Genomic DNA, 25,481 nt, shown 5'->3' on the forward strand with positions numbered 1-25,481 from the left:
CGACGCGCTGCTACGCCGGCTGGGGTCGCGGTGGCTCCTCCTCGGGAGGGATGGACGGCGGCGGATTGCCCGGCCCGCCCGGCGAATTGCCGTGCTTGCGGTGTTTCAGGATTCTCGTGCGGGCCCCCTCCACCAGCGCGTACAGCACGGGGATGAAGATGAGGTTCACGAAGGTGGAGAAGAGCATGCCGCCGAAGACGGCCGTGCCCAGCGACTTGCGCGCGGATGCGCCCGCGCCGCTGGCCAGCATCAGCGGCACCACGCCGAAGAGGAACGCGAAGGAGGTCATCAGGATGGGGCGCAGGCGCGTCTCCGCCGCGTTGATGGCGGACTCCACCACGCCCTGGCCCTGCGCGCGCAGCTGCTCGCCGAACTCCACGATGAGGATGGCGTTCTTCGACGCGAGGCCCACCAGCATCACCAGGCCCACCTGACAGAACACGTCGTTCACCAGCCCGCGCAGGTTCTGGAGGATGAGCGCGCCCATCATCGCGACGGGCACCGCGAGCATGACGACGAAGGGCAGGGCGAAGCTCTCGTACTGCGCGGCCAGCACCAGGAACACGAACACGATGCCCAGCGCGAAGATGACGAGCACGGTGTTGCCCGCGCTCTTCTGCTCCAGGGACAGGCCCGTCCACTCGTAGGTGAAGCCCGGCGGCAGGGCCCGCTTCGCGACCGCCTCCATGGCGGAGAGCGCCTGGCCGGTGGAGACGCCGGGGGCGCCCTGGCCGTTGAGGTTCGCGGAGCGGAAGAGGTTGTAGTGGGTGATGTTGGGCGCCGTGGTGATGGGCGTCACCTTCACCAGCGCCTCCAGCGGCACCATGGCCCCGGTGTCCGAGCGCACGTAGAGGCTGCCGATGTCCTTCGGGTTGTCGCGGAAGGGCGTCGCGGCCTGCACGAACACGCGGTAGACGCGGTTGGAGAAGGTGAAGTCGTTCACGTACTGGCTGCCCAGGTACACCTGGAGCGTGGAGAACAGCGAGGACAGGGGCACGCCCATGGCCTTGGCCTTCTCCCGGTCCACGTCGATGTTGAGCTGCGGCGAGCCCGCGGTGAACGCGGAGAACACGCCGCGCAGGCGCTTCTCCTGGCTCGCCGTGCCCACCAGGGCCTGGGTGGCCTGCGCCAGCTCGTCCAGCGTGCGGTCGCCCTGCTGGTCCTCCAGCACGAACTCGAAGCCGCCCACGCTGCCCACGCCGCGGATGGCGGGCGGCTGGAGGGGCTGCACGCGCGCGCCGCCCACCAGGGCCAGCGGCCCGCGCAGGCGCTCCACCAGGCCCGCGACGCTGGACTCCTTCGCCTTGCGCTCCTCCCACGGCCGCAGGTTGATGAAGAGCGAGCCGTAGTTGGCGCCCGTGCCCAGCAGCGAGAAGCCGCCCACGGTGAAGATCTCCGTCACCTCGCGCTGCTGCCGGACGATGTCCTCCACCTGGATGAGGACGTTGCGCGTGTACTCCAGCGACGTGCCCTCCGGGCCCTGCACCGCGATGATGAGGTAGCCCTGGTCCTCGTCCGGGATGAAGCCCGTGGGCGTGGACCGGTAGAGCAGGCCCGTGCCCACGAGGAACGCGGCGAAGATGGCCACCACGAGCCACCGCGCCTTGCCCAGCATCAGGCCCAGCAGCTTCCCGTAGCCGCGCCGGAGCGCGTCCAGCCCCTGGTCGAACTTGCGCGCCAGGAGGAACTTCTGGCCCTCGTTGGGGCGCAGGAGGCGCGCGCACAGCGCGGGGGACAGGGTGAGCGCGACGAGCGCGGAGAGGCTGATGGAGAACGCGATGGTGAGCGCGAACTGGCGGTAGATGGCGCCCGTGGTGCCGGGGAAGAAGGACACCGGGATGAACACCGCGGACAGCACCAGCGCGGTGGCCACCACCACGCCGGCCACCTGCTGCATGCCCCGGTGGGTGGCCTCCTTCGCGTCCACCTTGTCGTGCTCGATGACGCGCTCCACGTTCTCGATGACCACGATGGCGTCATCCACCACCAGGCCCGTGGCCAGCGTCAGGCCGAAGAGCGTCAGCGTGTTGAGCGAGAAGCCGAACGCGTTGACGAACATGAACGTGCCGACCAGGGACACCGGCAGCGTGGTCACCGCCACCAGCACGCTGCGCCAGCCGTGCAGGAAGATGAAGATGACCAGGATGACCAGGAGGATGGCCTCGCCCAGCGCGTGGAGCACCTCGTCGATGGAGGCGCTCACCGCGGCCGTGGTGTCGAACGCCACCTTGTAGGTGAGGCCCGGCGGGAAGTTGGCGGACAGCCGCTTCAGCTCCGCCTCCACGCCCTCGCGCACCTCCAGCGCGTTGGAGCCGGGCAGCTGCGTGATGCCCAGGCCCACCGCGTCCTGGCCGTTGAAGCGCAGCAGCTGCTGGTAGTTCTCCGCGCCCAGCTTCACGCTGCCCACGTCGCGGATGCGCACCAGGGCGCCGTCCGCGCCGCGCTGGATGACGATGGCGCCGAACTCGTCCGGGGACGTCAGCTGGCCCTTCACCTGGAGGGACAGCTGGTACGCCTGGTCCCTGGCGGACGGGGCCTGGCCCACCTTGCCCGCGCCCACCTGGACGTTCTGCTCCTGGAGCGCGCTCACCACGTCCTGCGCGGTGAGGTTGCGGCGGGCCAGCTCCGTGGGGTCCAGCCACAGGCGCATGGCGAAGCGGCGCTCGCCGAAGATGCGCACGTCGCCCACGCCCTTCACGCGCAGCAGCGCGTCGCGGATGTAGACGTCCGCGTAGTTGCTGAGGAACTCCGTGTCGTAGCGCTTCTCCGCGTCATAGACGCCGAAGGAGACCAGCAGCTGCGTCTGCGCCTTGCGCACGGTGACGCCCAGCGCGTTCACCGCAGAGGGCAGCTGCGGCGTGGCGGTGGCCACGCGGTTCTGCACGTCCACCGCGGCCAGGTCCACGTCGCGCGACGGGTCGAACGTCGCGGTGATGGTGCACTGGCCGTCGTTGGTGCTGGTGGAGGACATGTAGCGCATGCCCTCCATGCCGTTGAGCTGGCGCTCCAGCACGGTGGTGACGGCGCTCTCCACCGTCTCCGCGGACGCGCCGGTGTAGGTCGCCGTGACCTGCACCTGCGGCAGCGCCAGCTCCGGGTACTGCTCGATGGGGAGGCTGGGGATGGAGATGGCGCCCACCAGCGTGATGAGGATGGACAGCACGCTGGAGAAGACGGGGCGCTTGATGAAGAAGTCGGTGAACATGGCCGTCCCTCACTGACCCGCGTCCGCGCCGCCGCCCATGCCCTGGGCGGGTGGCAGGGGCATGCCTTCCGTCTGGCCCCGCGCCGGCTGCGCGGGCCTCGGCTGGATGGGCATGCCGTCCCGCAGCTGCTGCACCCCGCTGATGATGACCTGGGTGCCCGCGTCCAGGCCCTTCAGGACCTCGTAGTCGTTGCCCTCCACCAGCCCCAGCGTCACCGGCTGGCGCTTCACCACGGTGCCGGCGTCGCCTTCGCCCACCACCATGGCGAAGGACTGGCTGCCCTGCCGCGTCACCGCGGTGGTGGGCATCTTCAGGGCGTCGCGCACGTCGTAGACCAGCTGCGCGCGCACCAGCTGGCCGGCGCGCAGGCCCACGGTGTTGTCGAAGGCGGCCTTCACCTCCACCAGCTGCGTGTTCGGGTTGGGCGTGGAGGCGACGAAGAAGGCGGGCGCGCGGACGAGGGGCTCGCCGTCCCCGTTGAGGACCTCCAGCGGCGTCTGGCCCACCTTCACCCGCGCGGCCTGGTCCACCGGCACCTGCACGGACAGCTCCAGCGCGCGGCTCTGGTCCACGATGGTGAGCGCGGACTGGGGCGTCACGTAGTCGCCCAGCTTCACCGGGATGTCGCCCACCACGCCGTCGAAGGGGGCGCTCACGTTGAAGAAGCCCAGCTGCACCTGCTGGTTCTGGATCTGCGCCTCCGCCGCCTGGGCCTGGGCCTCGGCTTGCGTGGCCTGGGCCACGGCCTGGTCGTAGTCCTGGCGGCTGACGAGCCCCTCCTTGAGGAGCTGCGCGCTGCGCTCGCGCGTCCTGCGCGCGAACTCGCGGTTGGCGACGGCGGAGGCCTTCTGGGCCTGGGTGGCGCGCAGGGAGGCCTGCTCCTGGCGCGGATCCACCACCAGCAGCACCTGGCCGGCCTTCACCGGGTCTCCGGGGCGGACGTTGATCCGCTGCACGTAGCCGGCGACCTGCGGCAGGATGGTGATGCTGCGCCGGGAGATGAGGGTGCCCACGTACTCGCCGGTGTCGCGCACCGGGCCGGGCTTCACCGCCATCACCTGCACCGGCATGGGCCTGCCGCCGCCCTGGCTCTGCTGGCCCGCCTGGGGGCCGCCGCCGGGCGAGGCCTGGCCGGGCTCCTTGCCGCCGCTGCACCCGCCCGCCGTCAGCGCGAGGACGAGTCCCCACGCGCCCCAACCACCCCTCACCAATCGCATGCCGCCTCCGACAGGAATGCGTCCACCACGGCCTGGCGGTACTGGAAGTCGCGGATGACGAGCTCCAGTTCGGCCTGCCGCAGGGCCCCGGCCGCGTCCACCAGCTCGAGGCTCGTCCCGGTGCCCACCTCGAAGCTGCGGCGGGTGAGCCGGTCGTTCTCTTCCGCGAGCCCGCGCTCGCGCGCCGCCAGGTCGCGCGTCGCCTGGGTCACCTGCACGGCGCGCTTCGCCTGGGCGACCTCGACGACGACGTCGCGCTCGCGGGCGGTGGTGTCCGCGCGGGCCTGCTCCAGCTGTCCGCGCGCCTGGCGCAGGCGGCCCTCGCGGGCGCCGCCGTCCCAGAAGGGCAGCACCAGGCTGGCGCCGACGTTCCAGATGGGCACCTCCGCGAAGCCCGGGTTGACGGTGAGCGCGGTGGTGCTGCTGGTGAGGTCCAGGGTGGGCGCGTACTGGCGGTACACCTCGCCGATGGCGCGCTCGGCCACCACCAGGCGCGACCGGGCGGCGGCGATGTCCGGGCGGTTCTCCAGCTCCTCCAGCGTGCGGCAGGTGGCCCTCGCGCCCTGGAGCAGCGTGCTCAGGTCGAGGCCCGGCTTGAGGCCCACGGCGGAGGGGGTGCCCAGGGCCAGGCCGAGGGCCTCGCGCGCCTTGCGCAGGTCCTCGTCGCCGGTGACGACGTTGCGGCGGGCCACCTGGGCGTCCTGCTCCACGCGGACGACGTCCAGGCGGGTGCCGGCGCCCAGCTCGAAGCGGCGCTGCGCCAGGGCCAGCCGCTCCAGCGCGGTGCGCAGGTTGACGCGGTTGACCTCCGCCAGGCGCTCCGTGGAGGACACGGAGACCAGCGCCTGCGCGAGCCCGCGGGTGAGCTGCCGGCGCGTCTCCGCGAGCGACAGGGCGGCGGTGCGCCGGGACTCCCTGGCGCTGCCCAGGGCGTAGAGGCTGGCCAGGTCCACCACGGGCACGTTGGCGGTGAGGACGCCCAGGCCCAGCAGCTCGGTGGGGGTGAAGCCCCCGCCGCCCGTCACCGTGCCGCCCGTGCCGCCACCGACGGCGACGAGGCCCGGGTTGAGGAGGTTGTACTGGACGGACACGTTGCCGGAGACGGAGGGCAGCAGGTTGGCGAGCGCGATGCGCCACGAGCCCGCGGCGACTTCAATCTGGCCCAGCGCCGCCTGGAGGTCGGTGGAGCGCTGGCGCAGGAGCGCGAGCGCTTCGTTCCAGGACTGGAGCTGCTGGGGCGCGGGAGGCGCGGGCGCGAGCAGCGGATCCGACACGTCCGCCTGGAACGGTGGCGGCACCTCCGGGACGTCGTCCGGGCCCTGGGAGGCGGGCGTGCTGGCGCGGCCGGGGGGCTGCGCGGGAGTCCGCGCGTTCGGGGTCCGGGCCGCCGGCGCGGCCGGAGCTGGCGCGGGGGCGTTCGGAGCCGGGGCCACCGGCGCGGGTGGCGGCGCGGACGGCGGGGGCGGAGGCGGCGCGGGCGGGGCTCGCTGGGGTGGCGCGGTGTACTGCGCGACGAGCGGCAGGGTGGGTCCGGAGCCGTGCGGTCCTGTCACCTCACCGGGGATTCCGGCGGGGACCAGCAGGGCTGCGAACACGAGCGCGTTCATAAGAGATGCTCCCCAGGTAGGGGCGAAGCCAGCCCCTCGCCACGGTTCGCGCCCCCCGGCGCTCCAGTGGACAACACAGCCGGGCGAGGAAGTGCTCAGCAGTCGATGTAGGGGCCTCCCACCACGGGTAGGAGGTCCGGGGTTTCCCTTACGGACGTCAGGGCAGGGCAGGTGGCCGTCCTGCCGCTGGCGAGAGCAAGGGAAGCACCAACGTGCGTCGTGAGCGTCGTCCGGGCGTCTGTCTCGTGGGGCGGGCGCGCGTTCAGCACGCCACGGCCGTCATGCCCGCCAGGTCCCACACACCGAAGCAGGCCGCGGACCCGGAGGGGGCCCATGGCCTGACGAGGGGGTGGTCGGGCTTGGACCGTTCACTTCACTGCGCCGGCATCATGCCCAGCCGCTGCCTCGCGTAGCGGTTCTGCGGGTCGAACCGGAGCGCCTCTTCCAGCCGCTCACGGCCCTTCTGCGGATCTCCCTGCACCATGTAGAGGTCCGCCAGCCGCACCAGCACGTCCGCGTTGTAGGGCTGCAGGTCCAGCGCCTGCTCGAACTCACGCGTCGCCGTCGCCACGTCCCTGCGGCGCATGGCCAGCTGTCCCAGCATCACGTGCGGCTGCACCAGCCCGCGCGTCTCCGGCTCCGTCGCCAGCGCCTGCAGGGCCGGTATCCCCCGCGCGTCTCCGAACGCCGCCAGCGTCAGCGCCGCGCCCTGCCGCACCCACAGCGAGCCGTCCTGGAGCAGCGCCGCCAGGTCCTCGGTCGCCTCGCGCGCGTTCGCCGCGCCCAGCCCGTCGATGATGTCCGAGCGCAGCGTGCTGTCCGTCGTGCCCTTCAGCGCCGCGCGCAGCGCCGGCACCGCGTCGTGCTTGAACCGGCGCGCCAGGAGCCTCGCCGCCGCGCCCCGCAGCGTGCCCGCCTCCGCCGTGTCCGCCAGCACCGCCTCCAGCGCCCCCCGGCTCCGCGCCGCCGTCTTCTCGTCGAACGCGTCCGCCAGCCGCAGCCGCCGCGCCTGCCGCGCCTCCGCCTTCGGCCACCACTTCACCAGCGCCGCCTGCATCGCGTCCGGCGTCTCCTTCGCGTGGCAGGTGTTGCACGCGTTGGGGATGTCATGCCGCGCCGTGTTCTGGGGCGCCGGCACGTCCAGCGCGTGGTCCGCGAAGTGGTCCAGCACGCCCGACACCACCGGCGGCATGTGACATGACAGGCAGTCCTGCGCCGCGGCCGCCTTGTGGTGCGTGTGCTGCTCGCCCTGCGCCACCACCTCCTGGTGACAGCCCTGGCACGTGGTCGCGTTCACCGACGTGCGCGCCACCACCGGCTTCTGCTTCCGCACCTCGTTGGGCGCGCTCGCGTCGTGCGGCGCCGTGTGGCACGTCAGGCACGTGGCCCCGCCCTTCAGGTGGCACTGCGACTGGAGGAGCGCCTGGTACTCGAAGCTGGAGGTGCTGGGCCGCCCGTCCTCGAAGAAGTCCCCGGAGCGGTCGTTGCCCACCAGCAGCACCATGGGCTGGTAGCTCGCGTCGTAGCGCTGGCCGGGCTGGAAGCGGTGCTGCGCGTCCAGCATGGGGAACAGCGTGCGCCGGGGCCCGTGGCACTGCGCGCACACCGCGAAGCCCTCCTCCTTCGGCAGCTTCGCCGGCTGGATGATGTCCGCCGGCAGCTGCGACTCCGCGTGCCGCCCGCCGGGCCCGTGGCAGGACTCGCACGCGACGCCCGCGTCCGCGAACTTCGTCTCCCACTGGTGGCTCGCCCGGTCATAGCGCGCGTCCAGCCCCGTCACGTGGCAGTCCATGCACGCGTGCTGCGCGCTGCGGCGGAAGTTCGCCCAGAAGAACGGGTGGTCCGGCGTCAGCGCCCCCTGCTTCTTCTCCGAGTAGTCCACCCACTCGCCCTTGCCCGTCACGTGGAAGTACACCGGCAGCACCTGCCAGCGGCCGTCCGGCAGGAGCGTGATGGGGTCCTGCATCCGCTTGCCGCCCACCAGCCACTGCACCGGCCACTCGCCCAGGTTCCCGTCCGCGCCCCGGGTGCGCATCAGGTACCGGGTGCCGTCGCGGCGCATCCACGCCTCGCTGGACTCGCCCTTGAAGTGCGTGTTCGCGCTGAACGTGCCGGCCACGTACTGCTTCGTCGCGGGCGACAGCGCGCGCGCGTGCCAGTCGTGCTTCCAGCCGGTGTGCTGCTCCTCGTGGCAGTCCGCGCACACCTGCGAGCCCACGAAGGAGCTCGGCTGCGCGGCCGGCGCCTCCACCGTCTTCACCGGCACGGGCGCGGTGGCGCTGCCCGCGTCCACGGGCGCCGCGGGCGCCTGGGCCACGGGCGGGGACACCGCGGGCGTGGGCGCCGACGAGGGGCGCAGGAAGAAGAACAGGCCCGCCGCGAGGACCACCACCGCGAGGACGACAAGGACAGGACGAGAGGAGCGCATCCGGAAGGTGCCTCCCATGCTCCTCCCAAGCGCCGGGCGGCACAAGCGGCGCTCCGAGCAAGCCCTCCACCTCCAGTGGACAACGACCTCCCAGGGAGGGCTGCGGTCCCGGCAAGGCCTGGATTAGGGTCGGCCCCCAGCGAAGGGAGGCCGCGCCCATGCCCATGCGGTCCGTGAATGGAACCCGGCTGTACTACGAGGACACCGGCGGCACCGGGGACGTGGTCCTCTTCAGCCACGGGCTCCTCTGGAGCACCCGGCTGTTCGACCCGCAGGTGGAGGCCCTGCGCGGGCGCTTCCGCTGCATCGCGTACGACCACCGGGGGCAGGGCCAGAGCGACGTGCCCCCGGAGAAGGTCATCGACATGGAGACGGTGTACGCGGACGCGGTGGCGCTCATCGAGTCGCTGGGCGTGGCCCCCGTCCACTTCGTGGGCCTGTCCATGGGGGGCTTCGTGGGCCTGCGGCTCGCGGCGCGCCGGCCGGACCTGCTGCGCTCGCTGGTGCTGCTGGAGACGTCCTCCGACCCCGAGCCCGCCGCCAACGTGCCGCGCTACACCGCGCTCAACCTCGTCGCGCGCTACGTGGGCCTGGGCCCCGTCGTCTCGCCGGTGATGCGCATCCTGTTCGGCGCGTCGTTCCTCACCGACCCGGGCCGGGCGGAGGAGCGGGCGCTGTGGCGCGCGCGCCTCAAGGGCAACCGCCGCGACATCTACCGCGCCGTCAACGGCGTCATCCAGCGCAAGGGCATCCCGGAGGAGCTGCCGCGCATCCGCACGCCCACGCTCGTCATCGTGGGGGAGGAGGACCGCGCCACGGTGCCCCAGAAGGCGGAGCGCCTCCACGCCCTCATCCCCGGCTCGAAGCTGGTGCGCCTGTCGCGCGGCGGGCACTCGTCCACGGTGGAGGAGCCGGCGCTCGTCAACGCGGAGCTCGCCCCCTTCCTCACCCAGCACGCATCCGGTCAGGCCGCGCACGCGGGCTGACGCACGGTTAGCGAAGTCCCCAGGAGGGTTTCCCCATGCCTGTCGCGAAATGGAATGGCGCGGTGCTCGCGAAGAGCGACACCTACGAGACGGTGGAGGGCAACATCTACTTCCCGCCGGACAGCCTGGTGCGCGAGCACTTCAAGCCCAGCGCCACGCACACCACCTGCCCCTGGAAGGGCGAGGCCAGCTACTACTCCGTGGAGGTGGACGGCAAGACGAACGCCGACGCCGCCTGGTACTACCCGGAGCCCAAGCCGGCCGCGTCCAACATCCAGGGCTACGTGGCCTTCTGGAAGGGCGTGACGGTGGAGCGCTGACTCAGAGGCCCAGCAGGTACTTGCCCCAGCGCTTGCCGTTGCGCAGCTGGGTGACGACGAAGGCGGGGATCCACTGGAGCAGGTTCGCCTCCGGCTGCACGTCGTAGCCGCCGAGCAGGCCCGGATCGATGCGGTTGTCGTCCAGGTTCGTGGGGTAGGGCGCGGTCGGGCCGCCGAAGCACTCCCCGCGGGCGAAGAAGAGGTCCCACAGGGTGGCGGCCTCCGCGTGGTCATCCACCATGAGGCGCGTGTCCACGCCCAGCAGCGAGCCCACCAGCTTCCAGAAGTAGTACCAGCGCTGCTCGTTGTACTCGTAGCCCTTGTCCACCCACGCCTGCGCGACGATGTACGAGAACGTCAGCAGCGTGAACGCGACGGCGCTCTGGTTGTAGCAGCGCCGCCCGGTGTGGTGCGACCGGTAGTGGCCCAGCGCGGAGTTGTGCATCTGCGCCAGCAGCAGCGTCGTGGCCAGGGTGCGGGTGCTGTAGAGGCTGCCCCAGCCCATGCTCATGTTGCCGTAGAGGATGCGCAGCATGATCTGCGCGGTCTCGATGACCCGGCGGGACACGATGGCCTGGATGCGGCTGTGCGGGCGCTGCTCGAACAGGGCGGACACGTCCTTGTGGTAGTACGTGGCCTTGAAGGACACGCCCGCCAGTTCGTTGACGGACGTGGCCTGGAAGAAGACGTAGAAGGCCTCGTCGCGCGCGGCCTCGAAGTCGCGCAGGAACTGCGCGGAAGACGCCGCGCCCGTCACCGCCTGGGTGGCCACCGAGTGCGCCGTGCCATAGAGCACCTGCGCGATGCGGTGGTCGCTGTGCGAGTTGCCCCAGTAGCCGCTGATGGCGGAGAAGGCCTTCAGCGCCGGCCGCCACGCGGTGCCGTTCACGCCGGGCGTCGTCCGAATGTGCGTCTTCCAGTGCTGCCGCAGGTCCTCCATGAACTGCGGCTCCGCCGCGCTCATGATGCCGTACAGGCTGTTGGCCGCGGTGAGCGGGTCCCCCAGGATGGCGTCCAGGTTCTGGTGGCGGAAGGTGAAGGGCATGGATGTGCGGCTCCGGCGGCGCGGTCCCGCGCAGTCTAGGAAACTGTTGAGCCTGCAACAAACCGCCTGACCCGCAAAACCTGACACGTAGGGGACGTGACGGGGCGGTGCGGGAGGGGGCTGTCCTGGGCGGCGGGAGCGGCGATGCTGGGGCTTTTCGCGGGGCCGTGGCCCGCGTGGAGGAGCGGAGCCTTGGCGACGGTGTCCCTGCAGGACGTGCGCAAGGTGTACCGGGGGGGCGTGGCGGCGGTGAAGGGCGTGACGCTGGACATCGCGGACGGCGAGTTCGTGTCGCTGGTGGGCCCGTCCGGGTGCGGCAAGTCCACGACGCTGAACCTCATCGCCGGGCTGGAGGAGCTGTCGGGCGGGGAGCTGCGCATCGACGGGCAGGTGGTGAACGACCTGTCCCCGCGCGAGCGCGACATCGCGATGGTGTTCCAGAGCTACGCGCTCTACCCGCACCTGGACGTGGCGGGGAACCTGGCGTTCCCGCTGAAGGTGGCGGGCCTGGGCGCGAAGGACATCGACGCGCGCGTGCGCGAGGTGTCCGGCGTGCTGGGGCTGGAGGCGCTGCTGTCGCGCCGGCCGAAGGAGCTGTCGGGCGGGCAGCGGCAGCGCGTGGCGCTGGGGCGCGCGCTGGTGCGCCGACCGAAGGTGTTCCTCTTCGACGAGCCCCTGTCCAACCTGGACGCGGCGCTGCGCACGCAGATGCGCGGCGAGATCAAGAAGCTGCACGAACAGCTCAAGGCCACGTTCATCTACGTCACGCACGACCAGGCGGAGGCGATGACGCTGTCGGACCGCGTGGTGGTGATGAGCCAGGGGGAGGTGCAGCAGGTGGCCCCGCCGCGCGAGCTGTACGACGCGCCCGCGAACCTCTTCGTCGCGGGCTTCTTCGGCTCGCCGCGCATCAACCTGGTGAAGCCCCGGACGCTGGGCCTGTCCGGCGGTGACGAGGTGCTGGGCCTGCGCCCGGAGCACCTCCAGGTGGGGCGGGGCCCGCGGCCGGACGACGCGCGCGAGGGACGCGTGTACCTGGTGGAGCCCATGGGCGCGGAGGTCTGGGTGACGGTGGAGGTGGGCGGCGAGCGCCTGGTGGCGCGGGCGCCCGGGGACTTCCGCGCCTCCAGCGGGGACACGGTGTGGCTGCGCCACGACGCGCGGCACCTGCGCCGCTTCGACGCGAGGACGGGCCTCGCGGCCCCTCAGGCGTAGAGTTGGTCGCTCTCCACGATGGGCTCCAGCCGGTGCTGGAGGGCCGCCAGCCGCTCGTAGCGCTGGCGCAGCGCCTCCCTGAACTCGCCTTGAGAGGCTTGGGCGATCTCCTCCAGCAGCCTGTGCAGGGCGGAGTCCACGGCGTCCTTCAGCACGCGCGATTCATCGTTCGACAGTTCCAGCAGCATGGTGGCCTCCTGCGGCAACGTTAGGCACCGCGCCCCGAGGCCGCGCGCGGGGCAGCCATCCGACCGGGAGAGAAGGCGGCCTGGGGGCCCACCGGGCTGCCTGCCCGCGCGCGCACGGCGGCGGGAGCGACCCCACCCTGGGGGAGGACCCCATGAGCGCGAGGAGCGACGCGATGATTCACGCGGGAGACGTGCGCGAGGGCATGTCGGTGCGTGCCGCCGACGGACAGCCGCTGGGCCGGGTGGCGGGCGTGGGCGACACGCACTTCGAGCTGGAGCGCGGGCTGGTGCCCATTCCCCGGCGCGACTACCGGGTCGAGTTCAGCGACGTGGAGGCCGTCCGCGGGGAGGAGGTCCTGCTCAAGCCGGCGGACCACGCGCAGCTCACGCTGGAGGAGGACGACGACGGCGGCGCCCTGCCGCCGCGCCACAGCGCGGGCATGGACGCGGAGCCCACGAACGACCCCGTGGGTCCCATGCGGCACTGACGCGGCGCGGCCCCACGCCGCCTCCGGGAGGCAGGGATTTCCAACCCGGAGGGAGGGACAAGGCCCCGGAATTACAGGGGCTTGCGGGGCCTGGGTGTCAGACCGGCGCGTTAGACGGACCCCTCGGCCAGACGTCCCGGTGGGGTCATGCGACGGTTTTCGACATCTTGCGTCACGATGCTGTGGGGGTTGGGAGTGGTGTTCGCGTGTGGGCCCGCGCCGCGGGCGGATGCGGGCGGCGTGGAGGCGCCGGAGCCGGGCGTGCTGTCCACGCCCCGGCGGCTGTTGCCCTACGTCGCGTTGGAGGATGGGCGGGTGCTGGCGGCGGGAGGGCATGACGGCGGTCGCACGCTGGGCAGCTGCGAGGTCTTCGACCCGGACACGGGGCGGTGGCGGACCACGGGCGCGCTGCGCGAGGCGCGGCGCAACCACGCGGTGGTGCGGCTGCTGGATGGCCGGGTGCTGGCGGTGGGGGGCTCCAACGGCGTGGCGATGGGCGCGCTGGCGAGCGCGGAGCTGTACGCGCCGGACGCGGGCGTGTGGACGGCGGTGGCGCCCATGCGTGACGCGCGCAACGACCCGGCGGCGGTGGTGTTGCCGGACGGGCGGGTGCTGGTGGCGGGGGGAACGGACGTGGACCTGCGGCCGGTGCGCTCGGCGGAGCTGTTCGACTCGGCGACGGGGACGTGGAGTCCGGCGGAGGCGCCGGGATACGCGCGAGGTGGCGCGGGGACGGCGGTGGTGCTGCGCACGGGCCAGGTGCTCTTCGCGAGCGGCCTTCAGTCGGAGCTGTACGACCCTGTGACGGGCCGCTGGGAGAAGGCGGGCGCGGTGGGCGGCGCGGCGGGGACGCACCGGCTGGGGCACACCGTGACGCTGCTGCCGGACGGGCGCGTGCTGGTGGTGGGCGGCACGACGGCGCAGGCCTCGACGACGGCGGAGGTGTACGTGCCGGAGCGCAACGCCTGGGAGCAGGTGGAGGCGCCAGCGGCGCCGCGAGAGCACCACGCGGCGCTGGTGACGCCGGAGGGCTCGGTGCTGGTGGTGGGCGGCGAGCACGCGTCGCGGGGCACGCTGGACTCGGCGGAGCGCTTCGATCCGGTGAAGGGCCGCTGGACGCAGGCGCCCACGCTGCATGAGCCGCGAGGCGAGGCCGGAGCGCTGTGGCTGCGCCGGGGCACGGTGCTGGTGGTGGGCGGAGTGAACGAGCTGGGCACCCTGGCCACGAGCGAGGAGTACGTCCCCGCCCCCGCCGTGGCCCAGGTCGCGCCAGGCGAATAGCGAACGGGCGACTGGCACCGGAGGGCGGTGCCGGTTTCACGAGGCGGCGGTGACGATGCCTCATGCCTCACGGGAATCCTGCTCTCACCCCTGGGCTCTTGTGGCTCGTGATGGCGCTCGACGGAGGCTGTGCCTCCGTGCCTCCCTCGGAGCTTCGGGCGGATCATTCGCGCGGTCCCGGCAGCTTCTGCGCGCTGAACCCCGAGGGCTGCTCCCCACCGCCCGCGTCCACTCCAGGAACGTTCGACCTGGACTCCTGCTTCAAGGCCTGCGACGCGGGAGGCGCGGCCCTGGAGTCATACTGCCGGAGCCTCGCCGAGACCTGGCAGCGGCAGCTCTGCTGGTCTGTCGTCCAGGGCTCGAAGGCGGCATGCAAGGGCATGTGCTCGCGCATCAACGCCTGCGTCTCCTACTCCACCGCCTGCCCCCCGGATGAAGGGTAAGGAGCTGTCCATGAACCCGGGTCCTCCGCACCATGCCTCCATCGACGACCCCGTGGCCGATGACTACTGGTCCTTCGAGGACGACCACGGGCACAAGCACGTCTCCCGCGTCACCCTGGGCCGGCCCAGGCCCATCCCCCAGGATGCTCATGGGGACTGGTACTGCCCGTTGATCATCGGCCACGCGGTGCCCATCGCCATCAGCATGGTGGGCGTCGGTCCCGTGGATGCCTTGCTCAATGCCGCGCGGTTCGTCCGCGAGCACTTCCACGAACTGCGCAAGGTCAGCCCCCGCGCCACCCCGCCAGGCTCCACGGATTCGAAGTGAAGCCAGGACAGCGTGTCTGGCTTTTCCATGAATGACTGACAACGGCGGCGCCGCGCGGCCTTTTGCTCCGCGCGGCGCACCGGGGCGCGTGACAGACTGCGCGCCCATGCGCTCCTGGAAACACCTGCTCGTCGTCCCGCTCGTCTGTTCCTCCGCCTGCGCCACCGCGCCCGCCGCCCCCTCGAAGCCCGAGGCGGCCGCCGCGCCGGCCGCGCCCGCCGCCGTGGCCCCCGCCGCGCCGGTGCGCCCCTTCGGCACGCTGCGGGAGCAGGCCGCCCGCCAGCAGGCGTGGCTCCAGGAGCGGCTGGAGATCGGGCTGCCCCAGCTCATGCGCAAGTACGGCGTGCGCATGTGGGTCGTCCCCATGCGCGAGTACAACGAGGACCCCGTCTTCAAGGCGCTCGTCGCCCCCACCACCTTCTCCGCCCGCCGCCGCACCATCTACGTCTTCTTCGACCGCGGCGCGGACAAGGGCGTGGAGCGGCTGGCGCTGGGCGGCAGCACCCAGGGCGGCCTCTATGAGGCCCGCCGCGCCCCGATGATGGTGGACCGCGGCGGCTCGCAGCGCGCCGCGGAGCTCCTGGGCCCCGAGCAGTGGCTGCTCCTCAAGCAGGTCGTGGAGGAGCGCAAGCCGGACTCCATCGCCATCGACGTGTCCCCCGCCATCGCCTTCGCGGACGGCCTCACCCACGGCGAGTACGAAGGCATGGCCCAGGCCCTGGGCCCCACCTGGGTGAAGCGCCTCAAGCCCGCCGGCGGCCTGCCCCTGGACGTGCTCGGCTGGAGGAGCGCGGACGAGGTCCGCTTCTACGCCGACCTCCAGCAGTACGCCTGGAACCTCATCCAGACCGCCTTCTCCAACGCCGTCATCACCCCCGGCACCACCACCACCCAGGACGTGGAGTGGTGGATGCGCCAGCGCCTGGCCGACGACGGCCTGGACACCTGGTTCCAGCCGGACGTGGACGTGCAGCGCCAGGGCGCCACGGACGAACAGCTGGGCGACAGCCCCGTCATCCAGCGCGGCGACGTGCTCCACTGCGACTTCGGCGTCACCGCGCTGCGCCTCAACACCGACACGCAGCACATGGGCTACGTGCTGCGCGATGGAGAGACGGACGCCCCGGAGGGCCTCAAGGCCGCGCTCAAGGCGTCCAACCGGCTCCAGGACATCGTCACCGGTGAGATCAAGCCGGGCCGCACCGGCAACGAGGTCCTGCGCGCCTCGCTCGCGCGCATGAAGTCCGAGGGCATCAACGGCACCGTGTACTCACACCCCATTGGCCTGCACGGCCACGGCGCCGGCCCCATGATTGGCATGTGGGACCGCCAGGAGGGCGTGCCCGGCAACGGCGAGCACAGGGTGATGCCCAACTCCTGGTTCTCCATCGAGCTGCAGGCCACCAGCCCCGTGCCGGAGTGGAAGGACCAGCCCGTGCGCTCCGCCCAGGAGGAGGACGTCGTCGTGGACGCGGACGGCGCCGTGCGCTGGGCGCTCCAGCGTCAGACGTCCTTCCACCTGGTGCGCTAGCGCGGCGCGCCCGTCATGGACTTGAGCAGCGTCACCAGCGCCTGCTTCTCCTCGCTGCTCAGGTCCAGCTTGACGATGGTCTCCGTGCGCACGCCGGCGAAGGTGCCCTCCGGGTCCCCGCCCTCGTTGTAGAAGTCGACCACGTCCTCCAGCGTCTTCTCCGCGCCGGTGTGCATGTACGGCGCGGTCAGCGCCACGTTGCGCAGGGAGGGCGTGCGGAACGCGCCCTCCACCTCCGTGGGCTTGCTCTGCGCCTGCGCCTTCAGCGTGGACAGCCGCGCCGCGTCCGTGCCGCCCGGCGCGTCGCTGTAGGCCCCCGCGGCGTTGAACTGCCAGGACACCAGCGCGTCCACCGCGTCCGCCTGCCCGCGCCGCCCCGCGCCGGAGTCCTTCACCCCCAGGTTGTGGAACTTGTCGTCCGACAGCGAGCGGCCCTTGTGGCACACCACGCACTGGCCCTTGCGCACGAACGTCTTCAGGCCCAGGTACGCCGGGTCCTTCTCCTGCGTGCCGGCCTCCACCGCCTGGAGGAAGCGCCGCACGTCCGCGTCGAAGGGCGCGTCGGTGCGGTTGAGCGTGCGCTGGTACGCCGCCAGCACCTTGCCCACGTTCGCCATCAGCCGGTCCGGGTCCGACTCGTCCGCGGGCGCCCTGCCGAACAGCTGCGTGTACGCCGTCGTGTACGAGGCCTCCGCCGCCAGCCGCGCGCGCACCACCGCCGCGTCCGAGTCCATCTCCAGCGGGTTCGTCAGCGGCAGCACCGCCTGCGACCAGAGCCGGTCCGCCCGGCCGTCCCACATGAACCAGCGGCTGTAGCCGATGTTCAGCAGGCTGGGCGGGTTGCGCTCGGTCTGGTGGCCTCCGCAGCCCTCCGCCGACGCCGTCTCCACCGTGTAGGACTCACCCGTGTGGCAGCTCTTGCAGGACACCGTCCCGCAGCGCGACAGGCCCGGGTCCTCGAACAGCCGCTGGCCCAGCGCCGCCGCGTCCGCGTTGTCCGCCCACTTGTTGGTGGGGTCCGCCTCCGGCTTCGCGCTCTGCGTGTGCAGGGAGCTCAGCTGATCCAGCTCGTCGTCGGTGGGGAAGGGCACTTCGGATTCGCAGCCCGTCCCCAGCAGGGCCAGGGCGAGCACGGCGGTACGCGGACGGAGACCGGTCATGGGCCGGGGCAGCTTCGCGCCCTTGTGTTCAGCAATCAATGGTCCCCGCCCCCCCCGCCAGGCATCCAGCCATCCCCGCATGGAGGCCGGGGAGACCCACTCAGGGCTCGCCCCGGCCTTCACGGCGTGAAGCCGTCAACGGACCTTCGGTCGCGCTACTCGCAGGCCAGCTTGAAGCTGACCACCGGCGCGGAGAACTTGGCGATCGTCATCTTCGTGGGGCCCGGGGTGACCGTGGGCGCCGCGCCGTTGGCGCACTTGAGGCTCGCGTCCGCCGCCAGCTCCACGTTCAGCTCCTTGCCATCCGGCAGCCCGCTCACGTTGAAGCTGCAGCGGTTGTTGCGGCTCTGCTTCACCTCGCCCCAGCCCAGCGCCACCGCGTCACCCTCCGTCACCTTCACGCGCACCGCCGAGCACGGGTCGCCCGAGAGGCCGGTCGCCGGGTACGTGATGCTGCCCGTGACCGTGGCGTTGCCCGCGCGACCCGCGGCCGCCGCACCGCTCGAGGAGGCGCAACCCGTGGCGGCAACGACGAGGGCGGCAACAGCAATTCGCAACATGGATATCCTCAATTCAAGAATGTGATGGTTTTTGCGTCGGCAGGCTGCCTTCCCAGCAGCCATTGGCGCGCGCCACGTACAATTCCGGCGCGCTTTCATTCCACGTGTCAGCGCATTCCCGATTGCCTCACGCGGAGCATTTTTTCGCGCTCCAACAGCCACGCTCCGCGTCCGTGCTGCGCGCTCCACGCCTCCCAGTTCGTGAGAAACGCGCGCCTCATTGCAGCCGCAGCAAGGCGTCACGCGCGCGCACCAGGCCATGACCGAAAGCGGGGTCCCGGCCCGGGGTTCCCAGGTCTCGCGCGGAAGTCTCCAGGGCGTCACGCACCTGTTGCGGGGTGAGGTCGGGCCGGGCGCTCCAGAGCAGCGCGGCCACGCCGCTCACGTAGGGCGCGGCCATGGAGGTGCCGGAGACGTGGGTGTAGTCCGTGGGGACCAGGGAGATGCGCGCGTCGTTGCCCAGCCGCTCGCGCAGCACGGTGCTCGCGGCCTGGTTGACGCTGACGGCGGGGGCCCAGTGGCCGTTGCGGGGCAGGGAGAGGATGTCCACCGCGCCGCCCGCGGGGGCATCGTCGGAGCCGAAGATGACGGCGCTCGCGCCCTGCATCATCACGTTGGCCATGGCCTGGGACACGGGCACCGCGCCCGGCCGCACGTAGGCGACGAAGCCGTCACAGGTCGCGTCCAGGCACGAGGCCAGGGTGTCGCCCAGGCCACAGTCCACCAGCCGCCCCGCGGTCTCGCCCGTGGGCGAATACAAGAGCGAGCGCGACATGGGGGACGTGTCGTCCAGGGACATCTGCGCGAAGGCGCCCAGCCCGCGCGGGAAGGTGGACAGCACGTCCACGCCGGGCGCCACCAGCCCCAGCTCCGCGCCCCCGTTGGAGAAGCCCGCGCGCTTCTCGTTCGCGTCCACCGCGCCCACCGCGAGCACGGACGGGTCGGACGCGGGGTACAGCACCGGGCCGCCCTGGTTGCCCGCGGCGGCCACCACCAGCAGGCCGTGGTCCTGCAACGCGCGGAACGCCTCCACCGTGCTGCGGGTGGGCGCGCCGCCGCCCAGCGACAGCGACACCACGCGCGCGCCCTGCGCCTCGCACCACTCCATGGCGGAGAGGACCACGCTCATCTGCGTCTGCCCGGACAGGTCCAGCACGCGGGCGATGAGCAGCGACGCGTTGGGGGCCACGCCCACCATGCCGCCCTCCGTGCCGCGCGGGCCGGTGACGCCGCCGTGGCCCATGCGCGCCGCGATGATGCCCGCCACGTGCGTGCCGTGGCCCTGGCCCCACTGGCCCTGGGGGCCGCGGTCGCTGGCGTCCTCGTCGTCGTCCACGAAGTCATGGCTGCCCACCACCGCGCCCTGGAACTCCGGGTGGTCCATGTCCAGCCCGCTGTCGATGACGCACACCTTCACGCCCTCGCCCGTGGGCGCGCCCACGTCCAGCACGCCGTCTCCGTCCGCGTCCCACACGTCCGGGGCCTGCACCAGGCGCAGGCCGTCCGTGTACTCGTCCGGCGGCATGGAGAGGGCGGCCGTCACCTGGCGCGGCAGCGGCGCGAGCAGCCCGGGCGCCAGGCCCTGGGCGCTCCAGAGCTGGTCCGCCTCGATGCTCTCCACCAGGTCGCTGCGCTCCAGGACGAGGCGCTCCTCGGGCGTCACGCGCGCGGCCACCGCGGGGATGTTGCGGTAGACGACGCCCACCTTCGCGCCGGTGCTCGCGGCGAGGCCGGCGCCGGACGCCGAGACGCCCGACGCGTGCGTGCGGTCTCCCCGGCGGAAGCGGATGATGACCGGCTCGCGCCCGTCGTCATGCCCCCGCGAGGGCAGGTCCCCGGCCAGCTCCTGGCGGACCGCCATCCCTCCGGCGACGACCCCCGGGCACACGTGTCCCTGCGCGGTGGCGCGCGAGGGCGACTCCGGCGCACACGCAGCCAGCGCCAGCAACCCGACGACCTCCCAGTGCTTCATGACGCGGACTCCTTCCGAGCAGGACGCCCCTCCCGAGGGCGGTCCCCCGCACGGCGGCGGACCGGGAGGAGCCCGCCCCCCTCACGCAGGAAGGAAGCGGCGTGCTGCCTTGAGGGAACGCATCCCCGCGCGGGTCCGCATCGGCTTCGAGCCTCCAGGGCGGCCCGGACGTGCGCGGGTGCACAGCCGAGCTGTTGTCAGGTGGAACACGGGCTCGGGAATTCCGTTGGCTCCGGGACTTTCTCTTTTTGGCGCCAGCGGTGTCGGGGAGGCAGGGGAGGGAGGGCGGCGCGTGGCGCGCGGCTTGATTCCATGGGGGAGTCCATGCTGCGCTCCGGAGCGTCCAATCCATGAGCACCGCACCCACAGAGTCCCCCCGCTTCTTCGGGCGCTACGAGCTCGTCCACCTCCTGGGCCAGGGCGGCATGGGGGAGGTGTACCTGGCGAAGCTGTCCGGGGCGGCGGGCTTCGAGAAGCCCTGCATCGTGAAGACCATCCTCCCGGGCCTGGTGAAGGACCGGCAGTTCCTGGATCGGTTCCATCACGAGGCCAAGGTGCTGGTGCACCTGGTGCACTCCTCCATCGCCCAGGTGTACGACATGGGCGAGGCGGACGGCACGTACTACATGGCCCTGGAGTACGTGGCGGGCGTGGACCTGGGCTACCTGCTGGAGCAGGCCCGGGGGCAGGGGCGGGCGGTGCCGGCGCCGGTGGCGCTCTACATCGGCCAGCGCATGGCGGAGGGGCTCGGGTACGCGCACCGCAAGACGGGCACGGACGGCGAGCCCCTGGGCATCGTCCACCGCGACGTGTCCCCGCACAACGTGATGGTGTCGTACGAGGGCGAGGTGAAGGTCATCGACTTCGGCCTCGCCAAGTCCACCGCGCGCAGCAAGTACACGCTGCCGTCCACGGTGATGGGGAAGCTGGGCTACATGTCCCCGGAGCAGGTGCGCGCCGAGCCCCTGGATCACCGCAGCGACATCTACTCCTGCGCGGTGGTGGTGTGGGAGATGCTCGCGGGGCGTGGGCTCGTTCCCCACGGCACCGTGGGCGAGATGATGGCGGCCATGTCGAACCCGGTGGTGCCGCCGCTGGCGGACTTCCGTCCGGACGTGGAGCCATCGCTGGAGGCGGTGCTGCGCCGCGCGCTGGCGCCGTCACCGGCGGACCGGTACCCGCGGGCGGACGACTTCGCGCGGGCGCTCAACGCGGAGCTGCTCAAGTCCGGGACGCCCATGGGGGCGGAGGAGGTGGGGGAGTTCGTGCGCGCGCTCTGCCCGGAGGCCTTCGCCGAGCAGCGCAAGCTGACGTCCGGCGTGCATGGGGAGCGGCGCACGCCGTCGCCGGCGCCCCGGGGCGGTTCGGGCACGGGGCTGTATGGCGGTGGCGCCGGGAGCGGCGCGGCCCCGGACGCGGTGGCCTTCGAGGCCACGGCGCTGAGGACCGTGGAGCCGCCCGCGGGGAGCCGGCCCCAGACGGCGCGCATCGACGTGGACGGGCCGGCGCTCGGGCCGGGGGGCACGTTCGTGTCCCATCCGTCGCCGGGGGGCAGCGGGGCGTCCCCGTCCGTGACGGGCTCGGGAGGCGTGGCCCCGTCCACGCAGGGCTCGGGCGTGTCGGGTTCGGGCGGCGTGGCGCGGAGCACGGACGAGGTGGACGCGGCCGCGCTGGGCGCGACGGCGGTGCACCTGCCGGCGGCGCCCTCCCAGGGGGCCGTGGCGGCGGCGGGCCCGTCCGGGCAGGCCCCGGCGCGACCCGAGCGCCGCGGTCCGGTGGCGCGGGTCGCCGTGGCGGCGCTGCTGCTGGTGGGCGCCTCCGTGGGCATCACCGCCTACGTGCTGCGCCCGGAGACGTCCGCGCCACCCGTCGCGCCCCCGGCGCGGCCCCCGGCCGAGCCGGTGGTGGCCGCCGAGCCTCCGAAGGTGGAGCCGCCCCCGGCGGCGTCGCCCGCGGAGCCTCCGCCCGAGGCCGCGGTGGACCCGGGCGGGGTGGCGAGCGCGGAGGCGCCGGAGGAGAAGCCCGAGCCGGTGGCGAAGCCCTCGTCCGAGCCGAGGCCCGCCGCCGGGGCGAAGCGGCCCACGCCGCGCCCCGCCGAGCTGGTGCCCGGGCACCTGCCCGTGGCGAAGATCGGCGAGACGGGCGGCGGCCAGCGCGTGGTGAACGCGGCGGTGCCCTCCGGCACGGTCGCGGGCACGGTGTTCAAGGTGGTGGGGCCTCCGCAGAAGGGGACCCGCAAGCGGCCGGTGCTGGGGACGGCGACGGTGGAGTACATCCACCCGAGCCGCGAGCGCATGACCCTGCGGCTGGACGCGGACGCGGACGCGGCGAAGGAGCCGCGCTTCGTGCTGATGACCGTGCGTTCCCCGGGGCCGACGCTGCCCGCGCCCGTGGCCGAGCCGGCGCCGGTCGCGGAGCCGGCGCCCGAGCCGAAGCCGGTGGAGCGCTCGCGCCTGCTGGGACAGGCGGAGGTCGATGGCCTCCTGGGGACCGGCTTCAAGAGCACCCTCTATGTGATCAGCTCCGACACCCGCACCTGGCACAACTGCGCCATCGTCCTGAACGGACGGAAGGAGGCGCGGATGGCGCGGCTGGAGCCCTACCAGACGCACACGGTCAAGGTGGAGGAGCGCTACTTCAAGGTGAACAACAAGGCGCCCGCCGTGCCGGAGAAGGCCGTGTGGGTGAGCTGCGACGAGGGCGAGGACACCTTCGCGCTGCGCAAGCGCTGAGGCGGAGGGCCCGCGAGCCGCGCGGGCTCGCGTGACGGCTCAGGGCCCCAGCCGCGCGGCGGCCACGGGGCACTCGTTGCGCAGGAACTCCGCCACCTCCGAGTCGCCGCTGTTCGCGTTGCGCACCGCGCGGGACAGCGACGTGCGGCACTGCCAGGTGACCTCGCGCGTGCCGTGGCAGCAGTGCCACCCGGTCAGCGTGCGGTCCAGGTACTGGAGCATCTCCTGGCGGGTGGGCGTGACGATGCTCCACACCGCGCCCGCCAGCAGCAGCAGCCCCACGAGCGGCAGCGGCAGGCTCCGCGCCCAGCCGCGCAGGCCGCCCGGGAGCCGGGCCGCGTGCACGCCCAGCTGCGCGTCCAGCGGCCGGCGCTGGAGCACCAGCTGAAGCACCAGCTCCACCGGCGCGGTGAGCGCGCGCAGGAGCCCCGTCCCCAGGCCCGGCACCCGTCCGTCCGCGCGCTCCAGCTTCAGGCCCAGGACGTGACGGCCCGGAGAGAGGCCCGTCAGCCCTCCCGCGCAACACAGCACCACCCAGGAGGCCCCCATGGTGAACCCCAGCAGCGCGGCCGTGGACACCCACTCCGCCGCGCGCACCGCGCCCCAACCCACGAGCGCCGCGCCCGTGAGGTCCAACGCATCCGCCACCCAGAGCCGGTTCTGGAACCGGGCCTCGGTGGGCGGAGTGTCCATGGAGAACAGCGTCCCGTCGCTCATCAGCCTCTCTCGTGTACGAGCGGGGCGCGAGCATAGGCGGCCCGCCGTGCACAGGCGCGCTCCAAAAACGCCGGGCCCGGGATGCCCGGGACGGAGGAACCCGGCTACAGGTCCAGCACCAGCCGCTTGGACCGGGCGCGCGAAACGCAGACCAGCATCCGCGCATTCCCGGCGGGCTCCTGCTGGAAGAACGTGTCACGGTGGTCCGGCGTGCCCTCGCACACGCGGGTGACGCAGGTGCCACAGGAGCCGGCCTCGCAGTCGCTCTCCACCTTCACGCCGTGGGTGCGCAGCACGTTGAGCACGCTCTTGCCGGCCGGCACGCGCAGCACCTGGCCGGTGCTCTTGAGCGCCACCTCGAAGTCCTCCTCGGGGGTCGCGTGGGTGGCGGACGTGCCCTCCGCGGTGAAGGCCTCGAAGTGCACCTTCTCCCAGGGCCACTTGTGCAGCGTGGCCGCCTCGCGCACGGCCTTCATCAGGCCCGCCGGGCCGCAGCAGTACAGCCGCGTGCCCGGGCCGCGCGTGGCGAGCAGCGCCCGCACGTCCAGCCCCTTCGACGGGTCGCCCCCGTCGTGGTGGAGGTGCACGCGGCCCGCGAAGGACGGCGTGGACAGCAGCTCCATGAACGCGGTGCGCTCCGCGTCGCGCGCGCAGTAGTGCAGCACCCACTCCGCGCCGGTGCGCTCCAGCACGCGCGCCATGGCCAGCAGCGGCGTGATGCCGATGCCGCCCGCGATGAGCACGTAGCTGCGCCCGTACAGGAGGGGGAAGTCGTTGATGGGCTCGCTCACGGTGAGCGCGTCGCCCTCGCGGACGTTCGCGTGCATCGCCTTGGAGCCGCCGCGGCCGTTGGCGTCGCGCTGCACGGCGATGACGTAGCGGTGGGTCTCGCCCGGGTCGTTGCAGAGCGAGTACTGGCGCATGCCGCCCAGCCCCGGCACCTGCACGTCCAGGTGGGCGCCGGCCTCGAACCCGGGCAGCGCGCTGCCGTCCTGGGAGACCAGCTCGTAGGCGTGGATGCCTTCCGCCTCGCGGGTGATGCGCGCCACCCGGAGGCGCAGCGTGTTCGTCGTCACGGTATTGCCCCTGTTCCCTTGCCCGCCGCCCGCGCGAGACCGATCTGGCCGCGCACGGTGTGCACGCCCGGGCTGGCCGGGGAGTGGGAACCGGGTCGGTTTTTGCGACGGGTTCCGGACACTCGGGGCCCGCCGCTCGGCTGCCCTCCGTCCGGACGCGGGGGCCGGACGGAGGGGCGTGGGCGCGGCCGGGAATCCATCCCCACCCTTCACTCCGTGCCGCGCTGCGCCAGCGCCTCCAATAGGGGGCCGGGCGCCATCGCGATGGGGGCGGCGCGGCCCCCCGCTTCGATGGAAGGGAGACGGCCAATGGATGCCATCACGTTGCTGAAGGCGGACCACAAGACGGTGGAGCAGCTGTTCCGCAAGTTCGAGAAGGCGGGGGACCACGCGCTGGCGCACAAGCGCAAGCTGGTGGACGAGCTGGTGCGTGCGCTGTCCGTCCACGCCGCCATCGAGGAGCAGGTCTTCTACCCGGCGGTGCGCGCGCGGTCGGAGGACCTGGCCGAGGACGTGCTGCGCTCGCTGGAGGAGCACCACGTGGTGAAGTGGTTGTTGTCGGAGCTGGACACGCTGCCGCCGGAGTCCGAGCGCTTCGACGCGAAGGTGCACGTGCTGATGGAGAACGTGCGGGCGCACGTCACGGAGGAGGAGCAGTACCTCTTCCCGGAGGTGAAGAAGGTCTTCAAGCCGCAGGAGCTGCGGCAGGTGGGCGCGGCGCTGGAGCTGGCGAAGAAGGGCGCGCCCACGCATCCGCATCCGGCCGCGCCAGACACGCCGCCGGGCAACCTGCTGACGGGCGCGGTGGCGGCGGTGATGGACATGGGCAGGGACGCGCTGCGCGTCGCGCGTCGCAAGGCCGTCACGCAGGTGCGCAAGGCCGCGCCGCGTCCGCTGCGCAAGCCGCTGGAGGCGATGATGCCCATGGACCCGGCGGGCGAGTCGCTTCACTGAGCGAGCGTCCGGCGCTGGACGCCCCGG

General features: G+C 72.7%; 21 protein-coding genes. 10 read left to right on the forward strand and 11 right to left on the reverse strand.

Going from position 1 to position 25,481, the window contains the following annotated elements:
* Window positions 1-10 precede the first annotated feature (10 nt).
* The 4 genes from U8525_RS29130 to U8525_RS29145 form a co-directional block, all read right to left on the reverse strand.
* Entirely contained in the window at window positions 11-3,205 is a 3,195-nt protein-coding gene (locus tag U8525_RS29130; RefSeq protein WP_374269972.1) for an efflux RND transporter permease subunit, read from the reverse strand.
* Between the two features lie 9 nt (window positions 3,206-3,214).
* On the reverse strand, window positions 3,215-4,423 hold the full coding sequence (locus U8525_RS29135; RefSeq protein WP_374269973.1) for an efflux RND transporter periplasmic adaptor subunit: 1,209 nt from the start codon (window positions 4,421-4,423) through the stop codon (window positions 3,215-3,217).
* Window positions 4,411-6,030 carry a TolC family protein gene (locus U8525_RS29140; protein ID WP_374269974.1) on the reverse strand — a complete coding sequence of 540 codons (1,620 nt, stop codon included), beginning with the start codon at window positions 6,028-6,030 and terminating at the stop codon, window positions 4,411-4,413. The genes U8525_RS29135 and U8525_RS29140 overlap by 13 nt, the downstream gene beginning before the upstream one ends.
* Before the next feature lie 373 nt (window positions 6,031-6,403).
* On the reverse strand, window positions 6,404-8,458 hold the full coding sequence (locus tag U8525_RS29145) for a HEAT repeat domain-containing protein (RefSeq protein WP_374269975.1): 2,055 nt from the start codon (window positions 8,456-8,458) through the stop codon (window positions 6,404-6,406).
* Window positions 8,459-8,616: 158 nt separating this feature from the next.
* Here U8525_RS29145 and U8525_RS29150 point away from each other — a divergent pair, with 158 nt between their 5' ends.
* Window positions 8,617-9,444, forward strand: a complete 828-nt coding sequence (locus U8525_RS29150; protein ID WP_374269976.1) for an alpha/beta fold hydrolase — start codon at window positions 8,617-8,619, stop codon at window positions 9,442-9,444.
* Window positions 9,445-9,479: 35 nt separating this feature from the next.
* On the forward strand, window positions 9,480-9,764 hold the full coding sequence (locus tag U8525_RS29155) for a DUF427 domain-containing protein (protein ID WP_121776965.1): 285 nt from the start codon (window positions 9,480-9,482) through the stop codon (window positions 9,762-9,764).
* Window position 9,765: 1 nt separating this feature from the next.
* On the opposite strand, the gene U8525_RS29160 is transcribed toward U8525_RS29155, so the two are convergent.
* Window positions 9,766-10,809 (reverse strand): oxygenase MpaB family protein, encoded by a 1,044-nt coding sequence (locus U8525_RS29160; protein ID WP_374269977.1) that lies wholly within the window; start codon window positions 10,807-10,809, stop codon window positions 9,766-9,768.
* Between the two features lie 192 nt (window positions 10,810-11,001).
* Here U8525_RS29160 and U8525_RS29165 point away from each other — a divergent pair, with 192 nt between their 5' ends.
* Window positions 11,002-12,024 (forward strand): ABC transporter ATP-binding protein, encoded by a 1,023-nt coding sequence (locus U8525_RS29165; RefSeq protein WP_374269978.1) that lies wholly within the window; start codon window positions 11,002-11,004, stop codon window positions 12,022-12,024.
* On the opposite strand, the gene U8525_RS29170 is transcribed toward U8525_RS29165, so the two are convergent.
* Window positions 12,015-12,212, reverse strand: coding sequence for a hypothetical protein (locus U8525_RS29170; RefSeq protein WP_374269979.1), 198 nt, complete (start codon window positions 12,210-12,212; stop codon window positions 12,015-12,017). The genes U8525_RS29165 and U8525_RS29170 overlap by 10 nt on opposite strands.
* 152 nt (window positions 12,213-12,364) lie before the next feature.
* Between U8525_RS29170 and U8525_RS29175 the strand changes: the two genes are divergently transcribed.
* The 5 genes from U8525_RS29175 (at window position 12,365) to U8525_RS29195 (ending at window position 16,283) form a co-directional block, all read left to right on the forward strand.
* The gene (locus tag U8525_RS29175) at window positions 12,365-12,700 is read left to right on the forward strand and encodes a DUF2171 domain-containing protein (protein WP_374269980.1); all 336 of its coding nucleotides are present in this window, start codon (window positions 12,365-12,367) and stop codon (window positions 12,698-12,700) included.
* A gap of 195 nt (window positions 12,701-12,895) precedes the next feature.
* Entirely contained in the window at window positions 12,896-13,981 is a 1,086-nt protein-coding gene (locus tag U8525_RS29180; protein ID WP_374269981.1) for a Kelch repeat-containing protein, read from the forward strand.
* Window positions 13,982-14,091: 110 nt separating this feature from the next.
* Entirely contained in the window at window positions 14,092-14,424 is a 333-nt protein-coding gene (locus tag U8525_RS29185) for a hypothetical protein (RefSeq protein WP_374269982.1), read from the forward strand.
* Window positions 14,425-14,434: 10 nt separating this feature from the next.
* A complete protein-coding gene (locus tag U8525_RS29190; protein ID WP_374269983.1) occupies window positions 14,435-14,752 on the forward strand; it encodes a hypothetical protein in 318 nt (105 codons plus the stop codon).
* Between the two features lie 106 nt (window positions 14,753-14,858).
* Complete coding sequence (locus U8525_RS29195; RefSeq protein WP_374269984.1) at window positions 14,859-16,283, forward strand: M24 family metallopeptidase; 1,425 nt, start codon at window positions 14,859-14,861, stop codon at window positions 16,281-16,283.
* On the opposite strand, the gene U8525_RS29200 is transcribed toward U8525_RS29195, so the two are convergent.
* The 3 genes from U8525_RS29200 to U8525_RS29210 form a co-directional block, all read right to left on the reverse strand.
* A complete protein-coding gene (locus U8525_RS29200) occupies window positions 16,280-17,443 on the reverse strand; it encodes a cytochrome-c peroxidase (RefSeq protein ID WP_374269985.1) in 1,164 nt (387 codons plus the stop codon). The two genes, U8525_RS29195 and U8525_RS29200, sit on opposite strands and share 4 nt — an antisense overlap.
* 155 nt (window positions 17,444-17,598) lie before the next feature.
* The gene (locus U8525_RS29205) at window positions 17,599-18,003 is read right to left on the reverse strand and encodes a hypothetical protein (protein ID WP_374269986.1); all 405 of its coding nucleotides are present in this window, start codon (window positions 18,001-18,003) and stop codon (window positions 17,599-17,601) included.
* A gap of 217 nt (window positions 18,004-18,220) precedes the next feature.
* Window positions 18,221-19,975, reverse strand: coding sequence for a S8 family serine peptidase (locus U8525_RS29210; protein ID WP_374269987.1), 1,755 nt, complete (start codon window positions 19,973-19,975; stop codon window positions 18,221-18,223).
* Window positions 19,976-20,325: 350 nt separating this feature from the next.
* On the opposite strand from U8525_RS29210, the gene U8525_RS29215 reads away from it, so the two are divergent.
* Window positions 20,326-22,707, forward strand: a complete 2,382-nt coding sequence (locus tag U8525_RS29215) for a protein kinase (RefSeq protein WP_374269988.1) — start codon at window positions 20,326-20,328, stop codon at window positions 22,705-22,707.
* Window positions 22,708-22,746: 39 nt separating this feature from the next.
* On the opposite strand, the gene U8525_RS29220 is transcribed toward U8525_RS29215, so the two are convergent.
* Both U8525_RS29220 and U8525_RS29225 read right to left on the reverse strand, forming a co-directional pair.
* Window positions 22,747-23,424, reverse strand: coding sequence for a hypothetical protein (locus U8525_RS29220; RefSeq protein WP_374269989.1), 678 nt, complete (start codon window positions 23,422-23,424; stop codon window positions 22,747-22,749).
* Window positions 23,425-23,528: 104 nt separating this feature from the next.
* Window positions 23,529-24,500 (reverse strand): 2Fe-2S iron-sulfur cluster-binding protein, encoded by a 972-nt coding sequence (locus U8525_RS29225; protein WP_374269990.1) that lies wholly within the window; start codon window positions 24,498-24,500, stop codon window positions 23,529-23,531.
* 309 nt (window positions 24,501-24,809) lie between these two features.
* Between U8525_RS29225 and U8525_RS29230 the strand changes: the two genes are divergently transcribed.
* On the forward strand, window positions 24,810-25,454 hold the full coding sequence (locus tag U8525_RS29230; RefSeq protein ID WP_374269991.1) for a hemerythrin domain-containing protein: 645 nt from the start codon (window positions 24,810-24,812) through the stop codon (window positions 25,452-25,454).
* The last annotated feature ends 27 nt before the right edge of the window (window positions 25,455-25,481 follow it).

It is taken from the genome of Corallococcus sp. RDP092CA (assembly GCF_041903675.1).
Classification (GTDB): Bacteria; Myxococcota; Myxococcia; order Myxococcales; family Myxococcaceae; genus Corallococcus.

What these genes read in the sequence shown, in the direction of transcription:
- U8525_RS29160 (WP_374269977.1), bottom strand. Translation starts at nt 10,809, where the DNA reads ATGCCCTTCACCTTCCGCCACCAGAACCTGGACGCCATCCTGGGGGAC.
- U8525_RS29175 (WP_374269980.1), top strand. Translation starts at nt 12,365, where the DNA reads ATGAGCGCGAGGAGCGACGCGATGATTCACGCGGGAGACGTGCGCGAG.
- U8525_RS29195 (WP_374269984.1), top strand. Translation starts at nt 14,859, where the DNA reads ATGCGCTCCTGGAAACACCTGCTCGTCGTCCCGCTCGTCTGTTCCTCC.
- U8525_RS29220 (WP_374269989.1), bottom strand. Translation starts at nt 23,424, where the DNA reads ATGAGCGACGGGACGCTGTTCTCCATGGACACTCCGCCCACCGAGGCC.
- U8525_RS29215 (WP_374269988.1), top strand. Translation starts at nt 20,326, where the DNA reads ATGAGCACCGCACCCACAGAGTCCCCCCGCTTCTTCGGGCGCTACGAG.
- U8525_RS29200 (WP_374269985.1), bottom strand. Translation starts at nt 17,443, where the DNA reads ATGACCGGTCTCCGTCCGCGTACCGCCGTGCTCGCCCTGGCCCTGCTG.
- U8525_RS29190 (WP_374269983.1), top strand. Translation starts at nt 14,435, where the DNA reads ATGAACCCGGGTCCTCCGCACCATGCCTCCATCGACGACCCCGTGGCC.
- U8525_RS29155 (WP_121776965.1), top strand. Translation starts at nt 9,480, where the DNA reads ATGCCTGTCGCGAAATGGAATGGCGCGGTGCTCGCGAAGAGCGACACC.
- U8525_RS29210 (WP_374269987.1), bottom strand. Translation starts at nt 19,975, where the DNA reads ATGAAGCACTGGGAGGTCGTCGGGTTGCTGGCGCTGGCTGCGTGTGCG.
- U8525_RS29205 (WP_374269986.1), bottom strand. Translation starts at nt 18,003, where the DNA reads ATGTTGCGAATTGCTGTTGCCGCCCTCGTCGTTGCCGCCACGGGTTGC.
- U8525_RS29135 (WP_374269973.1), bottom strand. Translation starts at nt 4,423, where the DNA reads ATGCGATTGGTGAGGGGTGGTTGGGGCGCGTGGGGACTCGTCCTCGCG.
- U8525_RS29130 (WP_374269972.1), bottom strand. Translation starts at nt 3,205, where the DNA reads ATGTTCACCGACTTCTTCATCAAGCGCCCCGTCTTCTCCAGCGTGCTG.
- U8525_RS29145 (WP_374269975.1), bottom strand. Translation starts at nt 8,458, where the DNA reads ATGCGCTCCTCTCGTCCTGTCCTTGTCGTCCTCGCGGTGGTGGTCCTC.
- U8525_RS29230 (WP_374269991.1), top strand. Translation starts at nt 24,810, where the DNA reads ATGGATGCCATCACGTTGCTGAAGGCGGACCACAAGACGGTGGAGCAG.
- U8525_RS29170 (WP_374269979.1), bottom strand. Translation starts at nt 12,212, where the DNA reads ATGCTGCTGGAACTGTCGAACGATGAATCGCGCGTGCTGAAGGACGCC.
- U8525_RS29185 (WP_374269982.1), top strand. Translation starts at nt 14,092, where the DNA reads ATGGCGCTCGACGGAGGCTGTGCCTCCGTGCCTCCCTCGGAGCTTCGG.
- U8525_RS29150 (WP_374269976.1), top strand. Translation starts at nt 8,617, where the DNA reads ATGCCCATGCGGTCCGTGAATGGAACCCGGCTGTACTACGAGGACACC.
- U8525_RS29140 (WP_374269974.1), bottom strand. Translation starts at nt 6,030, where the DNA reads ATGAACGCGCTCGTGTTCGCAGCCCTGCTGGTCCCCGCCGGAATCCCC.